Origin of the sequence: Dysosmobacter acutus, from assembly GCF_018919205.1 — a bacterium.
Taxonomy (GTDB): Bacteria; Bacillota; Clostridia; order Oscillospirales; family Oscillospiraceae; genus Oscillibacter; species Oscillibacter acutus.
The window spans coordinates 2325923-2348606 of the sequence record NZ_JAHLQN010000001.1 but is presented as its reverse complement, the minus strand read 5'-3'; the positions used below and the strand labels follow the sequence as shown (position 1 = coordinate 2348606).

Annotated in this window: 21 protein-coding genes; 13 read left to right on the top strand and 8 right to left on the bottom strand. The window is 60.5% G+C overall.

Going from position 1 to position 22684, the window contains the following annotated elements:
- The first annotated feature begins 16 nt into the window (after window positions 1–16).
- The 7 genes from KQI82_RS11225 to KQI82_RS11195 all read left to right on the top strand — a co-directional run bounded on the left by KQI82_RS11225 (window position 17) and on the right by KQI82_RS11195 (window position 6963).
- Entirely contained in the window at window positions 17–1078 is a 1062-nt protein-coding gene (locus KQI82_RS11225) for a TRAP transporter substrate-binding protein (RefSeq protein WP_216632837.1), read from the top strand.
- A 98-nt stretch (window positions 1079–1176) separates the two neighbouring features.
- On the top strand, window positions 1177–1680 hold the full coding sequence (locus KQI82_RS11220; RefSeq protein WP_216632836.1) for a TRAP transporter small permease: 504 nt from the start codon (window positions 1177–1179) through the stop codon (window positions 1678–1680).
- A complete protein-coding gene (locus KQI82_RS11215; protein WP_216632835.1) occupies window positions 1680–2957 on the top strand; it encodes a TRAP transporter large permease in 1278 nt (425 codons plus the stop codon). The genes KQI82_RS11220 and KQI82_RS11215 overlap by 1 nt, the downstream gene beginning before the upstream one ends.
- A gap of 30 nt (window positions 2958–2987) precedes the next feature.
- Window positions 2988–3815, top strand: coding sequence for a carbon-nitrogen hydrolase family protein (locus KQI82_RS11210; protein ID WP_216632834.1), 828 nt, complete (start codon window positions 2988–2990; stop codon window positions 3813–3815).
- 52 nt (window positions 3816–3867) lie between these two features.
- A complete protein-coding gene (locus KQI82_RS11205; RefSeq protein ID WP_216632833.1) occupies window positions 3868–4830 on the top strand; it encodes an asparaginase in 963 nt (320 codons plus the stop codon).
- A 16-nt stretch (window positions 4831–4846) separates the two neighbouring features.
- On the top strand, window positions 4847–6190 hold the full coding sequence (locus KQI82_RS11200; protein ID WP_216632832.1) for a polysaccharide deacetylase family protein: 1344 nt from the start codon (window positions 4847–4849) through the stop codon (window positions 6188–6190).
- 11 nt (window positions 6191–6201) lie between these two features.
- Window positions 6202–6963 (top strand): creatininase family protein, encoded by a 762-nt coding sequence (locus KQI82_RS11195; RefSeq protein WP_216632831.1) that lies wholly within the window; start codon window positions 6202–6204, stop codon window positions 6961–6963.
- A gap of 53 nt (window positions 6964–7016) precedes the next feature.
- Here the strand turns inward: KQI82_RS11195 and KQI82_RS11190 are convergent, their stop codons facing one another.
- The 5 genes from KQI82_RS11190 to ssnA form a co-directional block, all read right to left on the bottom strand.
- On the bottom strand, window positions 7017–8027 hold the full coding sequence (locus KQI82_RS11190; RefSeq protein ID WP_216632830.1) for a DUF4179 domain-containing protein: 1011 nt from the start codon (window positions 8025–8027) through the stop codon (window positions 7017–7019).
- Between the two features lies 1 nt (window position 8028).
- A complete protein-coding gene (locus KQI82_RS11185; protein ID WP_241426699.1) occupies window positions 8029–8481 on the bottom strand; it encodes an RNA polymerase sigma factor in 453 nt (150 codons plus the stop codon).
- A gap of 207 nt (window positions 8482–8688) precedes the next feature.
- On the bottom strand, window positions 8689–11640 hold the full coding sequence (ygfK, locus tag KQI82_RS11180) for a putative selenate reductase subunit YgfK (protein WP_216632829.1): 2952 nt from the start codon (window positions 11638–11640) through the stop codon (window positions 8689–8691).
- 33 nt (window positions 11641–11673) lie between these two features.
- On the bottom strand, window positions 11674–11991 hold the full coding sequence (locus tag KQI82_RS11175) for a hypothetical protein (RefSeq protein WP_216632828.1): 318 nt from the start codon (window positions 11989–11991) through the stop codon (window positions 11674–11676).
- A 2-nt stretch (window positions 11992–11993) separates the two neighbouring features.
- Complete coding sequence (gene ssnA, locus KQI82_RS11170; protein ID WP_216632827.1) at window positions 11994–13334, bottom strand: putative aminohydrolase SsnA; 1341 nt, start codon at window positions 13332–13334, stop codon at window positions 11994–11996.
- Window positions 13335–13687: 353 nt separating this feature from the next.
- On the opposite strand from ssnA, the gene KQI82_RS11165 reads away from it, so the two are divergent.
- The gene (locus KQI82_RS11165; protein WP_216632826.1) at window positions 13688–14923 is read left to right on the top strand and encodes an immunoglobulin-like domain-containing protein; all 1236 of its coding nucleotides are present in this window, start codon (window positions 13688–13690) and stop codon (window positions 14921–14923) included.
- Between the two features lie 167 nt (window positions 14924–15090).
- Window positions 15091–15750, top strand: coding sequence for a PAQR family membrane homeostasis protein TrhA (gene trhA, locus KQI82_RS11160; protein WP_216632825.1), 660 nt, complete (start codon window positions 15091–15093; stop codon window positions 15748–15750).
- 45 nt (window positions 15751–15795) lie between these two features.
- On the opposite strand, the gene upp is transcribed toward trhA, so the two are convergent.
- From upp to tsaE, 3 genes are read right to left on the bottom strand one after another with little or no spacing between them, the layout of a single operon-like run.
- Window positions 15796–16428: a uracil phosphoribosyltransferase gene (gene upp, locus KQI82_RS11155; RefSeq protein ID WP_187333752.1), complete on the bottom strand. Its 633-nt coding sequence runs from the start codon at window positions 16426–16428 to the stop codon at window positions 15796–15798.
- Entirely contained in the window at window positions 16421–17134 is a 714-nt protein-coding gene (tsaB, locus tag KQI82_RS11150) for a tRNA (adenosine(37)-N6)-threonylcarbamoyltransferase complex dimerization subunit type 1 TsaB (protein ID WP_187333753.1), read from the bottom strand. Before tsaB ends, upp begins: the two co-directional genes overlap by 8 nt.
- Window positions 17103–17558 (bottom strand): tRNA (adenosine(37)-N6)-threonylcarbamoyltransferase complex ATPase subunit type 1 TsaE, encoded by a 456-nt coding sequence (gene tsaE / locus KQI82_RS11145; RefSeq protein WP_187333754.1) that lies wholly within the window; start codon window positions 17556–17558, stop codon window positions 17103–17105. Before tsaE ends, tsaB begins: the two co-directional genes overlap by 32 nt.
- 143 nt (window positions 17559–17701) lie before the next feature.
- On the opposite strand from tsaE, the gene KQI82_RS11140 reads away from it, so the two are divergent.
- The 4 genes from KQI82_RS11140 to KQI82_RS11125 all read left to right on the top strand — a co-directional run bounded on the left by KQI82_RS11140 (window position 17702) and on the right by KQI82_RS11125 (window position 22664).
- Window positions 17702–18886, top strand: coding sequence for an FtsW/RodA/SpoVE family cell cycle protein (locus KQI82_RS11140; protein ID WP_241426698.1), 1185 nt, complete (start codon window positions 17702–17704; stop codon window positions 18884–18886).
- 187 nt (window positions 18887–19073) lie between these two features.
- Window positions 19074–20054, top strand: coding sequence for an Ig-like domain-containing protein (locus tag KQI82_RS11135; RefSeq protein WP_241426697.1), 981 nt, complete (start codon window positions 19074–19076; stop codon window positions 20052–20054).
- A 162-nt stretch (window positions 20055–20216) separates the two neighbouring features.
- On the top strand, window positions 20217–21272 hold the full coding sequence (locus KQI82_RS11130; RefSeq protein ID WP_216632824.1) for a D-alanine--D-alanine ligase family protein: 1056 nt from the start codon (window positions 20217–20219) through the stop codon (window positions 21270–21272).
- A 12-nt stretch (window positions 21273–21284) separates the two neighbouring features.
- The gene (locus tag KQI82_RS11125; RefSeq protein WP_216632823.1) at window positions 21285–22664 is read left to right on the top strand and encodes a UDP-N-acetylmuramoyl-tripeptide--D-alanyl-D-alanine ligase; all 1380 of its coding nucleotides are present in this window, start codon (window positions 21285–21287) and stop codon (window positions 22662–22664) included.
- The last annotated feature ends 20 nt before the right edge of the window (window positions 22665–22684 follow it).

Sequence of the window (22684 nt, the reverse complement as noted above, 5' to 3'; positions counted from 1 at the left end):
AAAAGGAGAATATCCCATGAAAAAGACTCTTGCAATCTGCTTGGCGGCGGCCATGGCCTGCTCGCTCCTGCTGACCGGATGCGGCGGCTCCGGCTCGGGCAGCGCGTCCTCCTCCGGCGGCGCTTCCGCCTCCTCTGCCGGTTCCCAGACCTCCGGAGACACCATTGTCCTCTCCTGCGCCACAAAGGTGACGGAAGACAGCTTTGAAGGCAAGACCTACCAGCACTTTGCCGATTTGGTCAAGGAATACACAAATGGCTCCGTGGAGGTCCAGATATATCCCAGCGAACAGTTGGGCGACAGCACCACCACCGTCAACAACATGCAGTTAGGCACCATTGACATGTACATAGAGGGCTCCACCTTCTACTCCGGCTACGGCGTGGACGTGCTCTTCACCTCCAGCCCCTTCCTGATGACCGAGTGGGAGGACTACCTGGAGCTGGTCACAGGCGAGTTCGGCGATCTGCAGATGCAGCAGATGGAGAAGGCGGGCTTCAAGATGCTCTGCTCCGACAGAAGCTGGCAGCGGGGCCCCTACTATGTCACCTGCTCCACCAAGCCCATCAACAGCCTGGACGATCTGAAGGCCACCAAGCTCCGCTCCGCGGATTCCGCCGCCTTCATGAACGCCATGAGCTTTTTGGGCGTCTCCACCACGGTGGTCAATTACTCCGAATGCTACATGGCGCTGCAGCAGGGCACCGTGGAGGCGGTGAACTGCCCGGTGTCCAACGTGGAGTCCATGGCCTTTTATGAAGTGGGCCCCTATGTCTCCTACATGAACTGCTATCCCCAGGAGCTCTGGCCTGTGATGAACCTTGATAAGTTCAACAGCCTGACCCAGGAGCAGCAGGACGCTCTGGTAAAAGCCGCCAACGACGCGGCCGCCTATTCCAACGAAGAGCTCTACACCTTCACGGATGAGATGATCGCCCGTTTGGAGGGCGAGGGAGCCCAGTTCAATATGGACTTTGACTGCGGTGTGATTCAGGACGCGCTCCACGACTACTATGCCGAGGAGGCGGCCAAGGGCAACATCCCCGAGCTGGTGGCCCAGTTCCTGGGTCTTCTGTAAGAGTATCTCCAGAAAGGACGCTCCCCGCCTTGGCAGGCGGGGAGCGCCAAAGGCACAATCCGGTCTGTCCGGAGACAAGGAGACAATAGGAGAGTTTCATGAAAACGATAAAGAAACTGTACGGCTGGATCGTGGAGCTTGAGAGCGGCATCGCATTGGTTCTCCTGGCCCTGGCCATTGTTCTCAACGCCTACGAAATCTTCCAGCGCAACTTCCTGGGAAAATCCTTCATCTGGCTCCAGGAGTACAGCACACTGATGCTGCTGTGGTTTGCCCTGCTGGGCATGTGCAAGATCGTCAATGAACATCAGGATATCTACGTGGATCTGTTTGTAAAGAAGTTCCCCAAGGGGCTGCAGAAAGTGATCGATGTGATTGTGTACGCCCTTGTAACAGCCTTTATGGTTGTGGCCATTATTTACACTTGGAAGCTCTTCCTCTCCCAGGAGGGGAATTACACCATCGTTGCCGCCTATCCGCTCCAGCTGCGCTCGCTGGCGCTGTTGATCGGGTTTGTGACGATGGGCCTGAAAAACTGCGCGTCCTTTGTGGAGGGCGTGATCGGGCTGTTCCGAAAGAATGAGGAAGGAGGCGCTGCCTGATGGTTGCCGTGATTATGTTCGCGCTGCTGATCCTGCTGGTTGTGGTGGGGGCCCCGGTCTCCATGGCCATGGCGATCGCGGCGCTTTGCGCGATTTTGTTCTGCGGGCTGGATCCCGTCATCATCCCCAGCCTCATCTCCGGCGGCATCAGCAGCTACACGCTGATGGCCGTGCCCTTTTTCATCTTCTTAGGCAATGTGATGAACAGCGGGGGCATCACCCACCGCATCTTCGACTGGTGCGAGGCGTTGGTGGGCCACATCAAAGGCGGACTGGCCCAGGTGAACATCATCTCCTCCGTGATCTTCGCCGGAATCTCCGGCACAGCCGTGGCCGACTCCGCGGGGCTTGGCATGGTGGAGATCGAGGCCATGAAGAAGAAGGACTACGACATTTCCTTCTCCATCGGCGTTACGGTGGCCTCCTCACTTCTGGGACCCATCATCCCGCCCAGCGTGGTGCTGCTGGTGTTTGCGTCATTGGCCAACGTTTCGCCCGGCAAGCTGTTCATGGCCGGCGTAGTGCCCGGCGTGCTGATGGCCGCCGTGCTGATGGTGTGCGTGTACGTCATGTGCGCCCGGGGAAAGGTGAAATGCCCGGAGCCTGAACCCTTCAGCGCCAAACGCCTCTGGGACGCGACAAAACACAGCATCTTCGCCCTGCTGTGTCCGGTGATTCTGCTGGTCGGCATCTCCACCGGGTTTGCCACCGCGACGGAGGTGGGCATCATCGGCTGCGTATACTCCATCTTTGTCAGCATCATCTACAGGACCTTTTCCCTCAAAGGGCTGCTCCAGGCGCTGAGGGACACCCTGATGTCCTCCGCCTCCATCATGTTCCTCATGGGCATCGGCAATGTGCTGGCCTGGATCATGACAAAGGAGCAGGTGCCCCAGGCCATCACCAAGGCGCTGACCGGCATGACGGACAGCAAATATATTGTGCTGCTGATTATCATGGCCATTTTGCTGTTTCTTGGCTGCTTTATGGACGGCACCTCCATTCAGCTGGTCATGGTGCCTATTCTGGTGCCCATTGCCAACGCCTTTGGCATCGACCTGATCCTCCTGGGCGTGGTGGTGGCCCTGGCCGTCACCATCGGCGCGGCAACGCCGCCTGTGGGCGTGTGCCTCTTTGTGCTCAGCTCTGTGACGGGTGAATCCCTTGAAACCGTGGTGCGGGGGACGAAGCCCTTCTATCTGCCCATCCTGCTTGCCCTGCTGGCGGTGGCGTTTATCACTCCGCTGAGCACCTGGCTGCCAAGCCTCTTGGCATAGCGGCGTAAATTCTGGAAAGGTGTGTAAAACATGAAAAAATTGATTAAAGTTGCCATCTGCCAGCGTGGAGCCACTGGCGCCACGCCCCGGGAAAACCTGGAGCAGTCGTTGGAGATGGTGGAGCGGGCGGCGGAGGGAATGCCGGACCTGGACCTGATTATGCTGCCGGAGTGCAACAACTTCCTGGCCCATTCCGGGGAGGAGTTCCAGCAGATTGCGGAGCCCATTCCCGGTCCCTACACCGACGCCATGGCGAAGCTTGCAAAAAAGCTGCACGTCAACCTGCTGCCCGGCAGCATCACCGAGCGGGCGGAGGGCGGCAAGGTCCGAAACACCACGGCCTTCATCGACCGCCAGGGCAATCTCCTGGGCAAGTATGCCAAAATTCACCTTTTTGACGCCCTGGGCTATAAGGAGTCCGACAACATAGAGGCGGGCAGCGAGACCTGCGTACTGGATACGGATTTTGGACGGGTGGGCATTCAGTTGTGCTACGACTGCCGCTTCCCGGAGCTGGCCCGCACGCTGGTGTTGGATGGCGCCGAAATTCTGTGCATCATGGCGTTCTTTCCGGGCGGAAATCCGTTGCCGCCCCGGACGGATCACTGGGACACGCTGATCAACGCCATGGCATTGCAGAACCAGACCTGGGTCTGCGCCGCCAATCAGTATGGCCTTGTGGGTGGGGAGCACCCCTTTGGCCGCAGCCGGGTGGTGGATCCCTGGGGCACGCCTGTGGCCGTCGCGGGCAACCATGAGGACATCATCTATGCCACGCTGGATATGGATTACCAAAGCGCCTGCAAGGAGAGCATGGGCGGGCTGAACAACCGCCGGCCCGACGTCTATCATAAATAAGAGGAAAGGCCCATTGCCAGGCAATGGGCCCTTCCTGCAAAGTGGAGGAAAAATGGAGAGACAGGTGGTCCTTTTTACCTTGGGCGGCACGGTTGCCTGCCGCTATGACCCGCAGCGCTCCGCGGCGGTGCCGTCTCTTGGCGGCGGAGACATCCTGCGGGCGCTTGAGATGCCGGAGGGCGCTCTTTTGCTGCGGGAGGTCTGCAGCAAACAGAGCAGTGACCTGACATTGCGGGACATCGCGGGCCTTGCCCGGGAGGTGAACGCCGCGCTGGAGCGGGAGGAGGCTGCGGGCGCCGTGGTGCTCACAGGTACCGACACGCTGGAGGAGGTATCGTATCTGCTCTCCCTCTGGACGGCGTCGGACAAGCCGGTGGTGGTCACCGGCTCCATGAAGAGCTTTGGAGAGCCTTACGCGGACGCGGCCGGAAACCTGCGGGGCGCCCTAACGGCGGCACGGTCCGATGAGTCAAAAGGCGTTCTGGTCCATTTTAACGAGCAGCTCTACTGCGGTTCGGACGTGGTCAAGCACAACTCCGCCCGAATCGATGCCTTCACCTCCTACCGGGGGCCGGTCGGCCGGGTTTGCGGCGATCGAGTGCGCTGTTGGCGCCGTGTGGACCGGGAGAGCGTCTACCCCGTCCGTGAGCTCACCGGCAGGGTGGCGGTGGTCAGGGCCTGCCTTGACTGGGAGCTGTGTTGTCCCCGGGAGGGGCTTGACGGACTGGTAATCGAGGCCTTGGGCGCCGGAAACCTGCCCGCCCGGTCGCTGGCCCCAATACGGTCGCTGGCGGAGAGGGGCGTGCCGGTTCTGATCGCCTCACGCTGCCCCGACGGGGAGACGCTGGAGCTCTACGACTACCCGGGCAGCGCGAGGGACCTGCGCGCCATGGGCTGCGTTCTGTGCGGACGCTTAAGCGGCGTCAAGGCCAGGCTGAAGCTGCTGGTGCTGCTCTCCTGCGGCATTCGGACGGTGGAGGAGCTGCGCCGCCATTTTGAGACAAGAACAATATGAGTTCAGGAGGGATGATATGAAGCAGATCAAGGTGCTGCTGTGGTTCGATGTGGAGGACTACCTGACGCCGGAATCGGACGACGCGTTTTTCAAGCTCCTTCAAATGCTGGATTCCATCGGAGTCCGGGCCACGCTGAAATTCTGTACCCGAAAGGCCGCGGTGCTGAAGGAGCGGGGGAGGGAGGACATCCTCCGGCTTCTTCCAAATCATGAGCTGAGCTTCCACACCACCCGCCATAGTGTCCACCCGCTGCCCACAGAGTACCTAAACCACTATGGATTCCGGTCCGGGACCGAGGAGTTTTACCGCCGGGAAAAGCCCGGGTTTGACCATCTGGCCGCCATCGTGGGCCAGCGCCTGACCAGCTATGGCCACCCTGGATTTGCCTGGGCGCCCCAAGCGTTTGCCGCGGTGCGGAAAATGGGCGTGCCCACCTATTTGGACGCCCATCCTATTTTGAATGTGAACGGCGGACCCTTCTGGTACGAAGGACTGTTCACTATGAGCGGACTTGTGAACCTGATCCACTCCAGACATGAGCCGGACCAGTTCCAGAGGCTCTGCCGGGCATTCGACCAGATGGACCTGCAGGGGGAGGATGTGGTGTTTCTCAGTGTGTACGACCATCCCACGGAGCTGGCCTGCACGGAGTTCTGGGACGAGGTGAATTTTGCCCGCGGGAAAAATCCGTCCGTGTGCCGTCCCGCACCGCTGCGCGCGGCGGGAGAATTGGAGAAGAATATCGAAGCTCTGCGCCGATTCCTGCTCTACACCCTTGAAAAGGAGAATGTGGAGTACATTACGGCCACGGAGGCCATGCGCTATGAGAAGAGTGGTATCGAACCTATCACCGTCCAGGATCTGAGGGAATATGCCCGGAGCGTCGACGGCCTGGTGAGCTTTTCCTCTCTTGGAGGGCGGATGCTCTGCGCGTCAGAGCTCTTTTCCCTCCTGGCCCGGAGCCTGACGGGCCGGGCGCTGATCCCGGAGCTGCTCTACGGTCCGGAACAGGACGAACCCTCCCGGATCAGGACGGAAACCGTCCCCGTCCGGGAGATAGCGGAGGCGGCCTACGGCCAGTTTGAGACGGTATTGGGCTACAAGCAGCTCAAATCCCTTTACCCGGTGGGAGAAAACCTTCTGAACCCGGCGGATATGCTCTGCACCATGGCGGAGGCGCTGCGCACCGGGGTGGAGCGGGTGCCGGTGCGCCGAGGCCGCCTGAGCGCCGCCGACTATGTGGACTCGGCCTACCGGTTCGGAGGGAACTGGATTCTCTGGGAAGAATCGTTCCGGGCGGAGAACGTGGTGGAGGCCACCCGGCTTCAATGCTGGACGCTGAAGCCCGCCCGGGTTTAGAGGAGGACTTTATGGAAACCCATGAATTGATGAAACTCACCGCGGAGCAGGTGGAGAGGGGAGGATACGACAAAGCGATTCTGGCCGTTGGATCCTGCGAGGCCCACGGGAAGCACCTTGCCTCCGGCACCGATACATTGGTATCCCACATGCTCTCGTGCCGTGTGGCGGAGCGGGTGCGGGGACTGCTGGTGCTGCCCCCGGTGACGGTGGGCTACAGTGCCCACTATGATTCCTTCCCCTTCTCCCTGACACTGGGATACGACACGGTGACCCAGGTGATCTGCGACATCTTAGAGTCGGTGCTGCGCAACGGCATCCGGCACATCTTCCTCATGAACGGCCATGACGGAAACATCGCGCCCATCGAAATTGCCAGCCGGAAGATCAAGGAGACCCATCCGGAGGCACGGATCGCCTGCCTGCCGGCCTGGTGGGTGACGGCGGGGGAGCTGCTGCCTCCGGGGACCTTTGAGGTCTGGAACGGGCTGGGCCACGCCGGGGAAGGGGAGAGCTCCATCGCCTACTACCTCTATCCCCAGTGGTGCCAGCCGGAAAACGCCTCCTGCGTGGTACCTGACAACCTGCCGGAGCACATCGACATCAAATGGGATTTCTCCGAGCTGACCAACTGCGCCGCCACCGGCGACGCCACCCGGGCCACCGCGGAAAAAGGAAAAAAGATGACGGAGGCTTTGGTGGACTGCGTGGCCTCTGCCATTGAGCGGCTGGATGGATGCGGCTGGGACTACAGGACCAGCTCCATCCGATGAGAAAAGACTCCGGAATATCCGGAGTCTTTTCTTTGCAGCCGCCCCGGGGAGGATTAGGACCGGTTCAGGGGAAAGGTGACGCGCCAGCTGCCTTCCGTATACCGGCCGGAGGTGTAAAAGTCGCCGCAGATGCTGTAGGGGCCCAGTTCCTCCGGGGCAAGGTCAAAGACAAACTCATAGTAGTCCTCCCGCTCTTCTCCGCCAGTGAAGGCGGCGGAATAGAGGCTGGTCACAGCATTCCCCTCCGCATCCTCCAAGCGCAGGAAGCAGTGGCCGTCGGTTTTGGGTAAGTCTTCGATTTTCACCTGGATATGAAGGAGATCGTTCACATATCCAATTGCTGTAATGGAAAATCCATTGACAGGATTTGCGATTGCGCTTCCCGGCTCCAACATGGGAGGGTCCTCCAGCATGGCTTTGCCATTGGGGGCGGAATAGCCGCCGCCCCGGCACTGGTAGCCGTCGGTGGTCGGCGCCTCTTGGGCGTACTTCGTCAGGGGAATATCCAGTGTCAGGTTCTCTGTCGATTTTTTCCCACTGAGAAAGCAGCTCATGGAAAAGGTCATCTTCCCCCCGGGAACCGCCTGACCACTCATGGTTTGCTCAGTTACCCGGAAGAGGGCGGTCCCCGCCTCGGGGTCGAAGGCCGCCAACTCGCAGTGGCCGGAGGAATCAAAGGGGACGTGCATGGAGCAGCTGTCGTAGAGGTCGGTGGTCTCATCCACGCGGCTGCCGGTCAAGTCCGTCAGGGCAATATAGGCCTGGGCAGTGTCGCCCTCCGTCTGGACGGACACCACCTCCATCCGGATGCCGTTGTCCTCGCAGCTTTCCTGAACGGGCTGGAAAAACTGGGCGGCGGCGGGGGCAACGGCGTATAGAAGCTGATAGCCGGGTTCCGTCCGGGCGGCCAGCGGCGTGGCGGCGCAGAGCAGCAGGGCGGCAGCGGCAACGGCAGCCGCACCGCGCCGGAGGGGTGGGTGTCGGACTTGCCGGAGGGTGCTCTCCACCAATTCGGTGCCGGGATGGAGTTGGTCGTTCATGGCGCGATAGGCTTCTTCAAACATCTCATAGGTCTCCTTTCAGCAATTGGGAGAGCTGTCGCCTTGCTCGGGTCAGCTGAGTGCGGACGGTGGAGGAGGCTCGGTGGAGAAGGCGGCTGATCTCCTCCGTGGAATAGCCCTCATAGTAGTAAAGGTGAATCACTGTTCGGTAATTGGGCGGCAATGAGTCTATTGCTTCTTTCAGACCGGATTCCTCAGGCGTGGGACAGGGCAGATCCTCCAGCAGGGGACTGCTGGGGCGCGACGAGGACCAGAAGCTGTTGCCGCAGTTGGCCGTCACCCGCAGCAGCCAGGCCCTGCGGTGCTCCTCACTTTCAAAGCGGCGGGGAATACGGAAATACCGGAGGAAAACCTCCTGAAAGATGTCGTCGGCGTCGCTGCGGCTCCGGGTGCGGGCATAGGCCAGCCGATACACCATATCGCCGTAGCGGCGGACAATCTCCTCGGGCTGTTCCAAGCTCTCCCTCCTTTCTATCTGGAATACCCTTCAAAGGGAAGAAATGCTACAGGGAGGCGATCTTTTTTTAAACTGTTTTTTCAGAGCGGGACACTCTGCTGGAAAGTGCTGAAGTGCAGACAGTTCCACAGCGGTCAATTGGAACAAGGCTCAATCATAAAAAACCGCCTGGACGCAATCCGTCCAGGCGGTTTTTTTAAAATGGACTCAGCCGATCAGATAGGCATATTTATTCAGCACAGTAAGGATCAGCACCTCGATGTCGGCGGGCAGAGGATTATCGCCCGCCAGATCCGCCTCAAAGACTTTGCCGGCCAGGCGCACCAGCACTTTCCCTCCGCCCAAGGGCAGGAAGCCCTGGTTGTCCACGCTCTCCTCAAAGCCCCGGCGGTTCAGGAAGAGGGTGAATTTGTCACGGTAGGGGGCACTGTCATAGGGGCAGAACACGGCGCAGTTGCCGCACTCGTTGCACATCCGGTCCACGTGGAGAATCTGATGGCGGCCGTCCGGCAGCTGAATGACCACGTTTGCCCGGTTGGGGCACACATCGGCACAGACCTGGCACACCACATTGCAGCTGAGGCACCGGTCCCCCTCGCATTTCGCGGATTCACAGAGCACGCCTTTTTTGGCAAGGGCGGACTCCCGGTCTGCAATGGCATGGGCTGGCATTTTGAAGGTGTGAGACTGCCCGATGACCGCATTGGCAAAGGCTTGGGCGTCGGCAATGCCCTCCACCACGGTGGCAGGGCCCCGCATGGCGTCGCCGCCTGCGTAGACGTTCTCCAGATTGGTCTGGAAGTCGGGGATACCGCGGCTGTCCACGTGGATGCCGTTGGCTGTGAACAGCTCGCTCTCCACCTGCTCTCCCACGGCGGAGATCACCGTGTCGCAGTCGATGGAGACGGTTTCGCCGGTGGGCTCGGGCCTGCGGCGTCCGGAGGCATCCGGTTCGCCCAGGCGCATCTTTTCACAGAGCAGCCTGCCGTCCTTCTGCTCCACGGGAGAGACCAGCTCCAAAAACGCCACGCCGTCCCGGATGGCAAGTTCCAGCTCTTCGGCATCGGCGGGCATATACTTCTTTGTCCGACGGTAAACAAGGGTGGAGGACTCAGCTCCAGCCCGGAGAGCGGCCCGGGCGGCATCCATGGCGGTGTTGCCGCCGCCCACCACAGCCACATGGCCCAGGGGCGCTTCCCTGCCGGCCTTCAGGTCCTTCAGCCAGCTGATGACCGGCACCACATTGCCGGGGATGTCAAGGCGTCCGGCTTTCCAGGCGCCCACGGCAAAGAAGATGTGGGTGTAGCCCTGGGCCTTCAGCTCCGCCACAGAGGGGGCCTTCGTATTCAGCCGGACCTCAACGCCCATCTTTTTTACCAGCGCCGCGTCCTTGTCAATGGCCGCGTCGGAGATGCGGAAGGAAGGAATCACCTGGCGGACAATGCCGCCCAACTGACCGGATTGCTCAAAAATGGTGGCGGGAATCCCGGCCCGTCCCAAGAAGTAGCCGGCCGCCATGCCGGTGGGGCCGCCGCCGATGATAGCGGCCTTTGCGCGGGAATCGGCGACGGCGGGCGGCGTCAGCTTATCCATCAGCTGATCGTAGCCCCGCTCCGCGGCCACCAGCTTGGTGGAGCGGATCTGGACCGCCTCGTCATAGAAATTGCGGGTGCACTTGGTCTGACAGCGGTGGGCGCAGATGGTGCCGGTGATAAAGGGCAGGGGGTTCTTCTCCGTAATCACCCGCAGAGCGGAGGCGTAGCGGCCCTTTCTGCACAGCTCGATGTACTCGGGGATGTCCTGGCCAATGGGGCAGCCGCCCTCGCAGGGGGCGGTGAAGCAGTCAATCAGCGGCACCTTCTCATAGAGCTTGCGCCGGGGCAGAGGCTTGACGGCCTTCACATGGTACTTGTCGGACCGTGCGGCGCGGGAGAGGGCTTCGATGGCGCCCACGTCCACCTTTGTGAAGGGGACAAAATTTAGGGCGTCTAACTTGTCGCCGATCTGGGAGAAGCGCTGGTAGCCGCCGGGTTTGAGCTCCGTGGTGGCCATGGTGATGGGCCAGATGCCGCACGCAAACAGCTTGTCAATGTTGAAGTAGTCGGCGCCGCCGGCATAGCTGAGCCGGAGCTGGCCGTCAAACTCCCGGGCGATCCGGGCGGCCATGGTGGTGGTCAGGGGGAAGAGGGACTTGCCGGCCATGTACATCTCTTCGCTTGGCAGCTCTCCGGCCTTCACATCCACCGGGAAGGTGTTGGAGAGCTTCAGCCCGAACTCCAGTCCCTGCTCCTTTGCAAGGGTCATCAGGCGGCGGAACATGGGGACGGCGTCGCCGTACTGGAGATCCTCGTTGAAATGGTGGTCGTCAAAGGCGATGTAGTCGTAGCCCATCTCGTCCAAAATGGTCCGGGCGGTCTCGTAGCCCAAAATGGTGGGGTTGCACTTGACAAAGGTATGCAGGTGCTTTTCCCGGAGGAGATAGGAGGCGATGCGCTCGATCTCATCGGGCGGGCAGCCGTGGAGGGTGGAGACTGTCACGGAGCCGGAGACGTGGGGGGTGATGGCGTCGATGTACCCCTCCTCGGCGGGGAAGAGCTCCTTCAGGACGCGGATGCACTCCTGAAAAATGGGGGTTTCCCCTGCGTCGATCATGCCGTTCAGGAAGGAGTCGATCTTCTCTCCCCGGATACCCGCCAGGTCATAGCCCACGCTCATGTTGAACACAAACCCGCTGGGATCGCCCAATCCGTAGACCTTTGACAGGATTTTTAAGGCGCACCAGGCCTTCACGTACTCCTCAAATGCCTGCTGGACGTAGAGCTCTGTGGACCACTCACAGTTGTAGCACTCGTCCTCCGCCAGGATGCAGGGACGGCTGATGCAGGCCGCCAGGTCCGCGCCGTCCATCTTCTGGACGGTTTTCAGCTCAAAGAACCGGGCGCCGGCAAAGTAGCCGGCCACAATATTCTGGGCCAGTTGTGTATTGGGCCCGGCGGCGGGGCCGAAGGGCGTCTCAATGGTTTCTCCAAAAATGGGCAGTTTTTTCACCCCGGCGCGATAGGGGCGGTGGACACCGAAGACGGAGCCCTCGTTCTGGTACTCCGTGGTGATCCAGGTCATCAGTTCCCGAAAGGGGATGGGGGTCATCAATTCAGACATAATCCGTTTCCTCCTCAAACGTCGGTATCTTCCTCAGCGGGCGGCGCCATCAGGCACAGTGCGTCCGGAAGCCTGAAGAAACTCCCGAAACTTCAGCCAGCAGCCGTAGTGGACGGCGGCGTGGCCTTTTGGGTCCTTGCGGCCAATGGCGGCAAAATGGGACTCCAGCAGCTGCCGGGCGGCATCCATGGAGCGGCTGCTGGAAAAGATATCCCCAAACGGCATGCCGATGTCATGGTAATAGGTGTAAAGCACATTGCTTGCCATGTTGCCGGGCCGCGCGTAGTGATAGTGGCTGTTTAAATATTGGATGAACTCCAGCCGGAGCTCTTTGGCCTGCGTATCCCCCATACTCAATAGGTGCAGTGATTCAGCTGGCCCCAGAGCCGCTTGGCGCTTTCAAGGACGTGGGCGTTGACGGCCTCCTCGTCGATGTCCACCAACTCCCGGTCCACCATGCGGAGCCTGCCGTTGATCATAGTGGTCTGGCACTGTCGTCCGGTCATGCCGAAGAGCATGTGGCCGTCGATGTTGTCGCTGCCAAAGGGCGTGAAGGGCTTGTAGTCCATGACGATCACATCCGCCGCGGCCCCGGCCTTCAGGACGCCCAATGGCGCTTCAAAGGAACGGTTGGCAATTTTGGCGTTGTTCTTAAAGAGCATATCCGTCACCTCGCACCAGGCCACGTTGGGCAGGCACGCATTGTGCCGCTGGGAGCACAGCGCCACCTTCAGCGACTCCAGCATATCGTTGGTGTAGGCGTCTGTGCCCATGCCAAGGAGGATGCCCTTGCGGTACATGGGCAGGATGGGGGAGATGCCCACGGCGTTACCCATGTTGGATTCGGGGTTGTTGACCACCATGGTGTCGGTGGCGCGGATGAGGTCCATCTCGGCGGTGCTCACATGGATGCAGTGGCCAAGGATGGTCCTTGGTCCCAGAATGCCGTGGTCCTGAAGCCGCTGGACCGGACGCCGGCCGTAGGTCTGCAAACTGTCGTACACATCGTTCATGCCCTCGGATACGTGGATGTGATACCCCACCCGTCCGCCGTTGGCGGCTTCCATGCGCTCAAAGGTCCTGTCGGAGATGGTGAACAGGGCGTGTCCGCCGAACATGGCTTTGAGCATGTCGCTCTTCTCCTGCTCGCAGTAGGCGATGAAGTCGGCGTTTTCCCGCACGGCCTGGAGGGATTTCTTCTCGCCGTCCCGGTCGGAGACCTCGTAGCAGAGGCAGGCGCGCATACCGTATTCCCGGGTCACCTCGGCAATTTTCATCAGCGATCCGGGAATTTGGCAATAGGAGGCGTGGTGGTCGAAAATGGTGGTGACGCCCTGCTTGATGGAATCGATCACAAGGGCCTGGGCGGAGGCGCGGGTGGCCTCCAGGTCCAGGTGGCGGTCGATGGCCCACCAGGTGCCGTCCAGCACCTCAAAGAAATTGGTGGGGTTGTTGCCCTGGATGGACAGGCCCCGGGCCAGGGCGGAATAGATGTGTGTGTGGGCGTTGATCAGGCCAGGCATGATGACCCCACCCCGGGCGTCCACAAATTCCGCCTGGGGGTACGCCTCCTTCAGCCTAACGGTTTCGCCCACATCAATGATCCTGCCGCCGTCGGTGACAACACCGCCGTCGGCCAGATAGGGAAGGTCGCTGTCGCGGGTGATCAGTTTTCCGTTTGCCAGTAAATACATACGATGGCCTCCTTTATGTCTGTTGTTGAATGGGCAAACCGCTGCCTGAGGTAAGAAAAAATGTATCAAACCCCGGTTGGTTTGATACACTCGAGCAGCAGCTGAGTGATAGTGTTCAGCCCGTGCGCACAGCACTTCGTTACAGCTATCAGTCTTGGATTGTGGCTTTATTATACTGTGTTTTGCCGCGAATTGCAATCTTTTTTCCGGTGGGAATCCAAGGGAGGCGGGAGGGACAGGGAGAAAATAGAGGAAATTATTTGTGCAGTTTGACCGAAAGACTCATGAAACATTTTCCAGTTTTTGATCGTCTAATGATTGTATTGCATACGATTGAAGAGGTGTATGGACGAATGAAGCGGTTTCTTGCCCTTTGGCTGGCGGCTGGCCTGGCGGTGTGGCTGACAGGGTGCGCGAAGACTCCCGGCCCGGTGGAGAGCGGTCTGGAGGAGAGCCCTTATGGAGAGCAGGACATGGGAGAGGCGTTCCGCCTTTCCTCCGAGTGGCCGGCCTACGACTCGTCGGTGGAGGAGGTCACAATTTTCCTGGACAACCTGACCGGGACGGACGCGGAGTCCGGCGGGGCTTTTGAAATAGAGACCTCCATAGACGGCGGCTGGCGTCAGCTGACGGAGCGCGAATCGGCCCTTTGGCCGGAGGAGTCCCTGACCATTCCCGCCGGGGGAACCGCCGCGCTGCGCTGCCGCCTTTCCAATTACGACCTGACCGGCTTTGAAGAAGGGGTGTTCCGTATTGTCATGGAACTGTGCGGTAAGCACTACGCCGCGGAATTTGCCATAGGCGAAAGCCCCATCACCGCCGAAACGCCTTACGGCTTCCTGCCGCTTGAGGAGCTGAGCCGCGACTATGGGCCGGAGGATAGGGACGGCTGCCTTGTCAGCGGCCCCAAGGGCGTGGAAAACGGAGCGGCCATGGATGAATTCCTGAAAAAGGTAGGCCTTGGCGTCCCATGCCAGCTGCGGATCCTGAATACAGCCGCCGGAGGCGGGGCGGTGCTCACGGATGTGATCTATGAGCCAGTGAACGGCGCGGACCGGTTTTTATGGCGCTGTGACGCGACCCGCGGCCAGGGAGATGACCTGGGCGCCGGGATTGCGGAGAACACCTACAGCTTCCTTGTGACCGACGGAAGCGATATCTCCCTGAGCAATTGGAGCGGCTGGAAAGAGGATCACGCTGAGCGGGATATGTCCATCCTCTGGGACGAGGCGGCCCGGCCCTGGGTAGCCCATGTGGAGGAAATGGCCCGCCGGGCCGGAGAGGACTGTACATACCGGATATGGAATCAGAGCGGAACCGCCAGCGCCGGACTGACAGGGGAGGAGTTGGTCTTTTCCTTCCAGACCCATGAAAAAGGGGTAATCCAACTGCTCAATGACGTTCCGGAGGGGTTTGAGCGCATTGAGGAGATATCCTGGGCCAATCAGCACACCCAATGGCTGGAACAGGAGGGCATCCAGATCGATGAAAACACCCTGCTGCTTATCAGCAATGAGTATGACTCAAGGCATTACTATGCCATTTACGACATAGACGCGGAAGCCCTGCAATCCTACGTTTTATATTGAACAAAGAGCCACGGCGTCAGCCGTGGCTCTTTACTTTCGGGTCCGACGCGTATCCGCGCCTGAATCGGGATAAAATACCTGTGAGAAAAGCTGAATCCCACTTGAAATATTTTTTAAAACGATGTAATATAATAATTAATACTATATTACGAGTCGGGGGAAATCATATGGCTAAGTTGTTTCACAATGCACAGGACCCGGTCAGCTGCGGAACCCATGCGCTGGGCGCGGTGCTTGCGCTGATAGGAGGATTTTTATTTTTGGCGCGTGCCGCAAGCGGCGACGGCTCCGCCATGGCCGTCTCGGCGGCCATGTGCTTCTGTCTCTCCATGATCGCGCTGTATGCGTCAAGCGCGGTGTATCATTTTTATCCCGGCGATATCACCAGCGGGGGCGTCAAGCGAGTGCTGCGGAAGATGGATCACAGCATGATCTATGTGCTCATTGCCGGCAGCTACACGCCCTTTTCCCTGGTGCTGCTGCCTCAGCCCAAGGGGCAGCGGTTCTGCCTGGTGCTCTGGGGTGTGGCCATCGCGGGTATTTTGCTCAAACTGCTCTGGATCAACGCGCCCCGGGTGCTGTCCACAGTCCTCTACCTCATCATGGGGTGGGCGGTGGTCTTTGTGGCAAGGGATTTTCTGACCATAGGGCAGCCCTGCCTGACGCTGATCGCGCTGGGCGGGCTGTGCTATTCGGTGGGCGCGGTATTCTATGCCGTCAGGCGGCCCAACTTCTCCGCAGAGTGGACGTTCCACGAGCTGTTCCACCTGCTGATCCTGGCCGGATCCTTTTTCCACTATCTGGCCGTGTATTTTTACGTGCTGTAAAGGCGATAAAAAAGCGCCCCCGTCACAGGACGGAGGCGCTTTTCCTCACTTGGTGCCGAAGATGCGGTCGCCTGCGTCTCCCAGGCCAGGGACAATATAGCCGTGGTCGTTCAGATGGCTGTCCACAGCCGCCACATAGATCTCCACATCGGGGTGCTCCTGCTGGATGCGCTCAATCCCCTCCGGAGCGGCCAGCACGTCCATCAGCTTGATGTGCTTGCAGCCGTATTCCTTCATGAAGGTGATGGCGGCGGAGGCGGAGCCGCCGGTGGCCAGCATGGGGTCCACGATCAGCACATCCCGGCTGGCGATGTCCGCGGGCATCTTGCAGTAGTATTTCACAGGCTTCAGCGTGGCCGGGTCCCGATACAGGCCGATGTGGCCCACCCGGGCGGCGGGAATCATTTTGAGCACGCCGTCCACCATGCCGAGGCCCGCCCGGAGGATGGGGACAATGGCCATCTTTTTTCCGGAGAGGGTCTGGAAGGTGCCTGTGTCCACGGGGGTCTTAACCGTGACCTCCTCCAGGGGCAGGTCGCGGGTCGCCTCATAAGTCATCAACATGGCGATCTCGGAGACCAGCTCACGGAAGTCCTTTGTGCTGGTATTTTCATTGCGCAAAATGGTCAGCTTGTGCTGAAGGAGGGGGTGGTTCAGGACATGCACGTTTTCATTCATGTTGGACAGCTCCTATTCTTTTGTTTCGTTCCCGCTCCGCCTGGGATAACCTCAGGTAGACCGGCTTCAGGTCCTGGGCAGCGACGGTTTGCCCCGCCTGCGCCATGCGTTCGGCCACGATGCCCACGCCCACGGCGTGCTGCATCACCAGACGGGAGGGGGCCATGCGGCAGCCAATCCCATTTTTCGACAAATCATTATAGCACAGCTGCGCGCCGTCTCCAACTATGATTTTGTTTTTTTTGCAAGTTTTCAATTCACCGCCCAACTCCTCCAAAGAGATGGCCCGGTCGGGGCAGAGCCGGGTCAAAACGCCGTCCTTTGCCTCAAAGAGGGCGTTGTAGACCTGGGCGCGGCGGGCGTCCATGGCGCAGACGATCACACCGTCCAGGTGGGCGACCCCCTGGGCCATGGCCTCCAAGGTGGAAACGCCCACGCAGGGCAGCTCCCTGGCCCAGGCCAGGCCCTTGGCGGCGGCGATGCCGATTCGGATGCCGGTGAAAGAGCCGGGGCCGGCGGCCACGGCGATGGCGTCCAGGTCGGCAAGGGACAGCTCACTGCTGCACAGCATGGCTTCCACCATGGGCATCAGCGTGCGGCTGTGGGTCAGCCCCACGCACTGGTAGGCGGAGGCCAGCACGCAGCCGTTCTCCACCACGGCGGCGGAGACGGCCTTAGCCGATGTCTCCAGAGCCAGTAATTTCATGGTCTTGTCCTCCTGTAACCGTGATGATGCGCCAGTCCTCCTGCTCCGGATGGCGCCGCAGCTCCACCCAGAGGGTGCCGGGCGGCAGGGCGTCGGCCACCCGCTCGCTCCACTCCACGGCGCAGACGCCGCGCCGGTCCAGATAATCCTCCCACCCAATGTCGAAAAGGGCGTCGGAGTCCTCCAGCCGGTACATGTCAAAGTGAAAGAGGGGAACGGCGCCCTCGTATTCGTTCACAATTGTAAACGTGGGGCTGGTGACCCGTCCGGAGCACCCCAGGCCTCTGGCCAGCCCCCGGGTAAAGGCGGTCTTGCCCATTCCCAGGCCGCCCCGGTACGCCAGCACGGTTCCCGGCCGGAGCCGAGCGCCCAGCGCCTCTCCGATCCGCTCTGTCTCTGCCTCGCTGTGGGAAAGATACTCCATTGCCCACCCTCCTCAATTCCTGTTCGGCAAAATAGTATATCACAATGCAGCCCGGTTGAAAAGGAAAAGCTTGTTTACAGAATGTTGGTTTACAGAAAACCCAGCCTGTGGTATACTATACCATCACGGCCAGAATATGGAAGATGCCAAAAGATAATGAGATGGAGCGTGTCATGTTCACTCGTCTAAAGAGCATTATATCTGATTTTATTCAGCAGGCCGACCTGGTCCTGCTGGCGCTGTGCTGTACGGCCACATGCTACGGCCTGGCCCTGATCTACAGCGCCACCCGCTACAAGGACACCTACCGATATGTGGTGGTCCAGGCGGCGGCGCTCTGTATCGGGATTTTGTGCTATATTTTCTTCTCCATGGTGGACATCGAGGAGCTGTCAAAGAAGTGGAAGTGGCTGGTGGCCTTCAATGTGGTGTTCATCCTGCTGCTGATCCCTTTCGGCAAGGAGGTCTATGGAAACCGGGCATGGGTGCATTTCCCGGGGATGCCGGTGAACATCGGCCCGGCGGAGTTCATTAAAATCACTTTCTCCATCCTGCTGGCCCGGCAGCTTCAGTGGCTCCAGGAGGAGAAGCGGGATTTAAAATCCATCAGCGCCATTGCATTCATCGGCGGCCACACCATTTTGCTGTGCGGCTATTACTATGTGATCTCCAGCGATATGGGCAACGCCCTGGTGTATGTCTTTATCTTCATCTGCATGGCTTTTGCGGCGGGTGTGGCGCTGCGGTGGTTCGTACTGGCCTTCGCCGCGGCCGGCGGCGGCATTACGGCGCTCTGGGCCATGGATTTGATCCCCTCCTATATGAAAGAGCGGTTCATCGTCCTTTTTGACCACTCCTATGACCCCCTGGGGAAGGGATGGCAGCAGACACGCAGCCTGCTGGCCCTTGGCTCCGGGCAGCTGACCGGCCAGGGTTTTTTGAACGGCACCCAGACGCAGGCGCGCTATGACGGGTCCCTTCCCGCCCGCTGGACGGACTTCATTTTCTCCGTGGCCGGAGAGGAGCTGGGGATGTTGGGCTGCCTTGGGATCATCCTCATCCTGGCCGCCATCATCGTCCGGTGCCTGATGGTGGCCAAGCGGGCAAAGACCAGGATGTCGGCCTATATCTGCGTGGGCATGGCGGCCATGCTGATCTTTCAAACGGTGGAAAATATCGGAATGTGCCTTTTTGTCATGCCGGTGATCGGGCTGACGCTGCCATTTTTCAGCTACGGCGGGTCCTCGGTTGTGACACTCTTCTGCGCCATGGGCGTGGTGTCCGGCATCAAGAAGCGGTCTTTGCCGGACTGGCTGCGGAACCGATAGGCTTTGGCAGTTCAAACCAGATTTGTCAGCAAAAAAAGCGGGCAGTTCCCTTGCGGGCGGGAAAGTTCCGGTCGTGACTGCACGTGGCCGCATGCTTGGCACGCCGCTCGCAGACGCATACGCGCGCATAGTTTTTGCAGCTGTGGAAAACAATACTTCTATCCAAATCAAACAGGAGGTATTCGTTTTGAAACAGTTCAGATGGCAAATGAGCCTTTTCCTGGCCCTCACTTTGGCAATGCTGACCACCCAGCCGGCCGCGGCTCTGTTTGGAATCCAGCCCAAGGAGGAGGCGCCCGCAGCGGCGGAGGGCGCGCCCATCGCCAGGGAGCTGGAGATCAGCGCCTACCGCGGCGTCCCCTACACCGGCCAATTCCAGAGCAACACGGAGGGCGTGACCTACGCTCTGGCGGACGAGCCCAAAAAGGGCACCGTCACGGTGGAGGGCGACAGCTTCACCTACACGTCGGAGAAGACCGGCAGCGACAGCTTCACCTACACCGCCACCGATGCGGACGGCAAAACCTCGTCTCCCGCCACGGTGAAGATCACTGTGACCAAAGCCAAGACCCCGGTCACTTACGCCGACCTGGAGGGCTCTGCCGCCCAGACCGCGGCGATCCGCCTGGCGGAGTGCGGCGTATTCACCGGCGCCAACGTGGGCGGCAGCTATTTCTTTGAGCCGGACCGCGCCGTATCCCGGGGCGAATTCCTGGCCATGACCATGGAGACCGCCGGCCTTGCTGCGGAAGAGGCTGTGAATCTCACCGGATTTTCCGACGATGAAGCCATCCCCACCTGGGCCAAGTCCTATGCAACGGCCGCTGTGGAAGAGGGCGTGATCCGGGGCGTAACCACGGACGCGGGCGTGGTATTTTCCGCGAATTCCCCCATCAGCTTCAACGAAGCCGCCACCATTTTGAACCGGGTGCTCTCCGTCAGCGACGTAGACGTGGAAACCTGGTACGCCGACCGGGACAGCGTGCCCTCCTGGGCGGCCCAGGCCGTGGGCAACATGGAGTCGGTGAATGTGCTGGCCACCGGGAGCTTCGGCAGCACGAAGATGAGCGAGCAGGTGACCCGGGCGGACGCGGCCCAGATGCTCTGCGCGGCAAAGACGCTGCTGGAAGGGAAACAGACCGGCTTTTTCGACTGGCTGGGCGAATGAAATCAAGCGGGCGGACAGAGGGGAAACTCCCTGATGCGCCCGCTTTTTCCCTTGTATTCCGGAGCCTTCTGTGCTAAAGTGTATCCTGTTATAATAGGTTGATGAAAAAGGTTCCATGCCGCGCAAACCGACCCGCGGCAGACCAAAGGAGTGAGAAGAACCATGAAAATCGTTGTTTTGGCCGGAGGCCTCAGCCCGGAGCGCAATGTGTCGCTCTCCAGCGGCATCATGATCTGCCAGGCGCTGCGCAGCCGCGGACATCAGGCCGCGTTTGTGGATCTCTTTTTTGGGACAGAGGGCTGCAGCGGAGCGCTGGAGGAGCTCTTTTCCGCCCCGCTGCCGGAGGATTTGCGCCGCGTGTCCCGCCAGGCCCCGGATTTGCAGGAGATTAAAAAGAGCCGCAAGTGCGGCGGGGAGAGCATGTTCGGCGAGGGCGTGCTGGAGCTGTGCGCCATGGCCGACGCCGTGTTTTTGGCCCTCCACGGCTCCTGCGGCGAGGACGGCAGGGTTCAGGCGGCGCTTGACCTTTTGGGCATCCCATACACCGGCTCCGGTTACTTGGGCAGCGCCATCGCCATGGATAAGGACCTGACCAAGCGCCTGGTGGCACCCAAAGGCGTTCTGACCCCGGATTGGAAGACCGTCAGCTATGGGGCGGAGGACATCGACAGCCTGGTGGGGTCCACGGAGCTGCCCTGCGTGGTAAAGCCCATCGACAGCGGTTCCTCCATCGGCGTATACATTGCCAGGACGGAGCAGGAGCTGCGCGGTGCGCTGGAGTCGGGCCTTGCGCTGGGCGGGCGCAGCGTGATCGAGCAGTACATATCCGGAAGGGAACTTCAGGTCGCCGTTCTGGAGGGGAAAGCGCTTCCCTCCATTGAGATTGTGCCCAAGGTGGGCTTTTATGACTATGAGAACAAGTACCAGCCCGGCGCGGCGGAGGAAATCTGTCCCGCTCCCGTCAGCGCGGAGGTGGAGGAGCAGCTGGGCAGGGCGGCTCTGGAGGTCTATAACACCCTGGGCCTGAGTGTTTATTCCCGGGCGGATTTCATCCTGAGCCCGGACGGCCGCGTATATTTTCTGGAAATCAACACGCTGCCCGGCATGACGCCCACCAGCTTGGTGCCCCAGGAGGCCGCTGCGGTGGGGATCGACTATCCCACGCTGTGCGAGCGGATCCTGCTGGCCTCGCTGGAGGCCCGGCGCCAGGGAAAATAAGGGGGAAGCGACGTGGAGGAGATTTCCATACAGCAGATTCTGGAGGCCGTGAAGGGAAAGCGCCTGAACCAGGCAGGGGACGGAACCGTCTTGTCCGTCTGCACCGACAGCCGGAAAATCACCCCCGGCTGTCTCTTCGTGCCCCTGAAGGGGGAGCGCTTTGACGGCCACGACTATATCGAACGGGCGTTGGAGCGTGGCGCGTCCGGCACACTCTGCGCCCAGCCGCCCAGGGAGATCCGGGAGGACCGCTTTTACATTCAGGTGGAGGACACCCGCCTGGCGCTGAAGGACCTGGCCTCCTGGTACCGCGGGCAGTTCGACATCCCCGTGGTCCAAGTCACCGGCAGCGTGGGGAAGACCACCACCAAGGAGATGGTGGCCGCCACTCTTTCCGCCCGGTACAAGGTGCTGAAGACGCCGGAGAACTTCAACAACGACATCGGCACACCCCTGACCCTGCTCAGCCTGGAGCGGAGCCATCAGGCGGCGGTAATCGAAACCGGGATGAACCATTTCGGAGAGATCCGATACTTGGGGGAGATGGTGCGGCCGGACATTGCCGTCATCTCCAACATTGGAGACGCCCACATCGAATTCTTAGGCAGCCGCCAGGGGATTTTGCAGGCCAAATGCGAGATTTTCGATAACCTGAAGCAGGACGGCACCGCCGTCCTGGACGGCGACGACGCGCTGCTTGGCACGCTGGAGCTGCCTTTTGAGACGCTGCGCTGCGGCAAGTCGGAGCGGTGCAACGTGCGGGTGTCGGAGATTCTTGACAACGGCGTCAACGGCCTGATCTGCCGGGTGGAGACCGGACGGGACGCCTATGTCCTGGAGATTCCGGCCCCCGGCGAGCACATGGTCTATTCCGCCTCCATGGCGGTGGCCATCGGTGAAAAATTAGGGCTCAACCGGGAGGAGATCATCCGCGGCGTAGCCTCTTACGAGCCCACCGGCTCCCGGATGCGGCCCGTCCATCTCAGCGGGGAGCGTACAATTTTAGACGACTGCTATAACGCCAACCCCCAGTCTGTGGCCGCGGCGCTGGAGATTCTGGCCAAGACCGGCAGCGGGCGGAAGATCGCCGTCCTGGGGGACATGGGCGAGTTGGGTGACCTGACGGATCAGGCCCACTACAACATGGGCGCGCTGGCGGCCATGCTCGGCATCGACCAGGTGTTTGCCATCGGGCAAAAGGCCCAGAAGATCGCCGACGGCGTGGCCTCCTCCGGCGGTGAGGTGCTGTATTTCCCTGTCAAGGAAGCGGCCTTGCCGGAGCTGGAGCGCCAGTTTACTGAGGAGAGTACCATGCTGGTGAAGGCATCCCACGCCATGCATTTTGGAGACATAGTGAAGCAGCTGACCAACACCTTTGGAGCTGCCCAATAAGTAAAGAGACAGATTCGGAG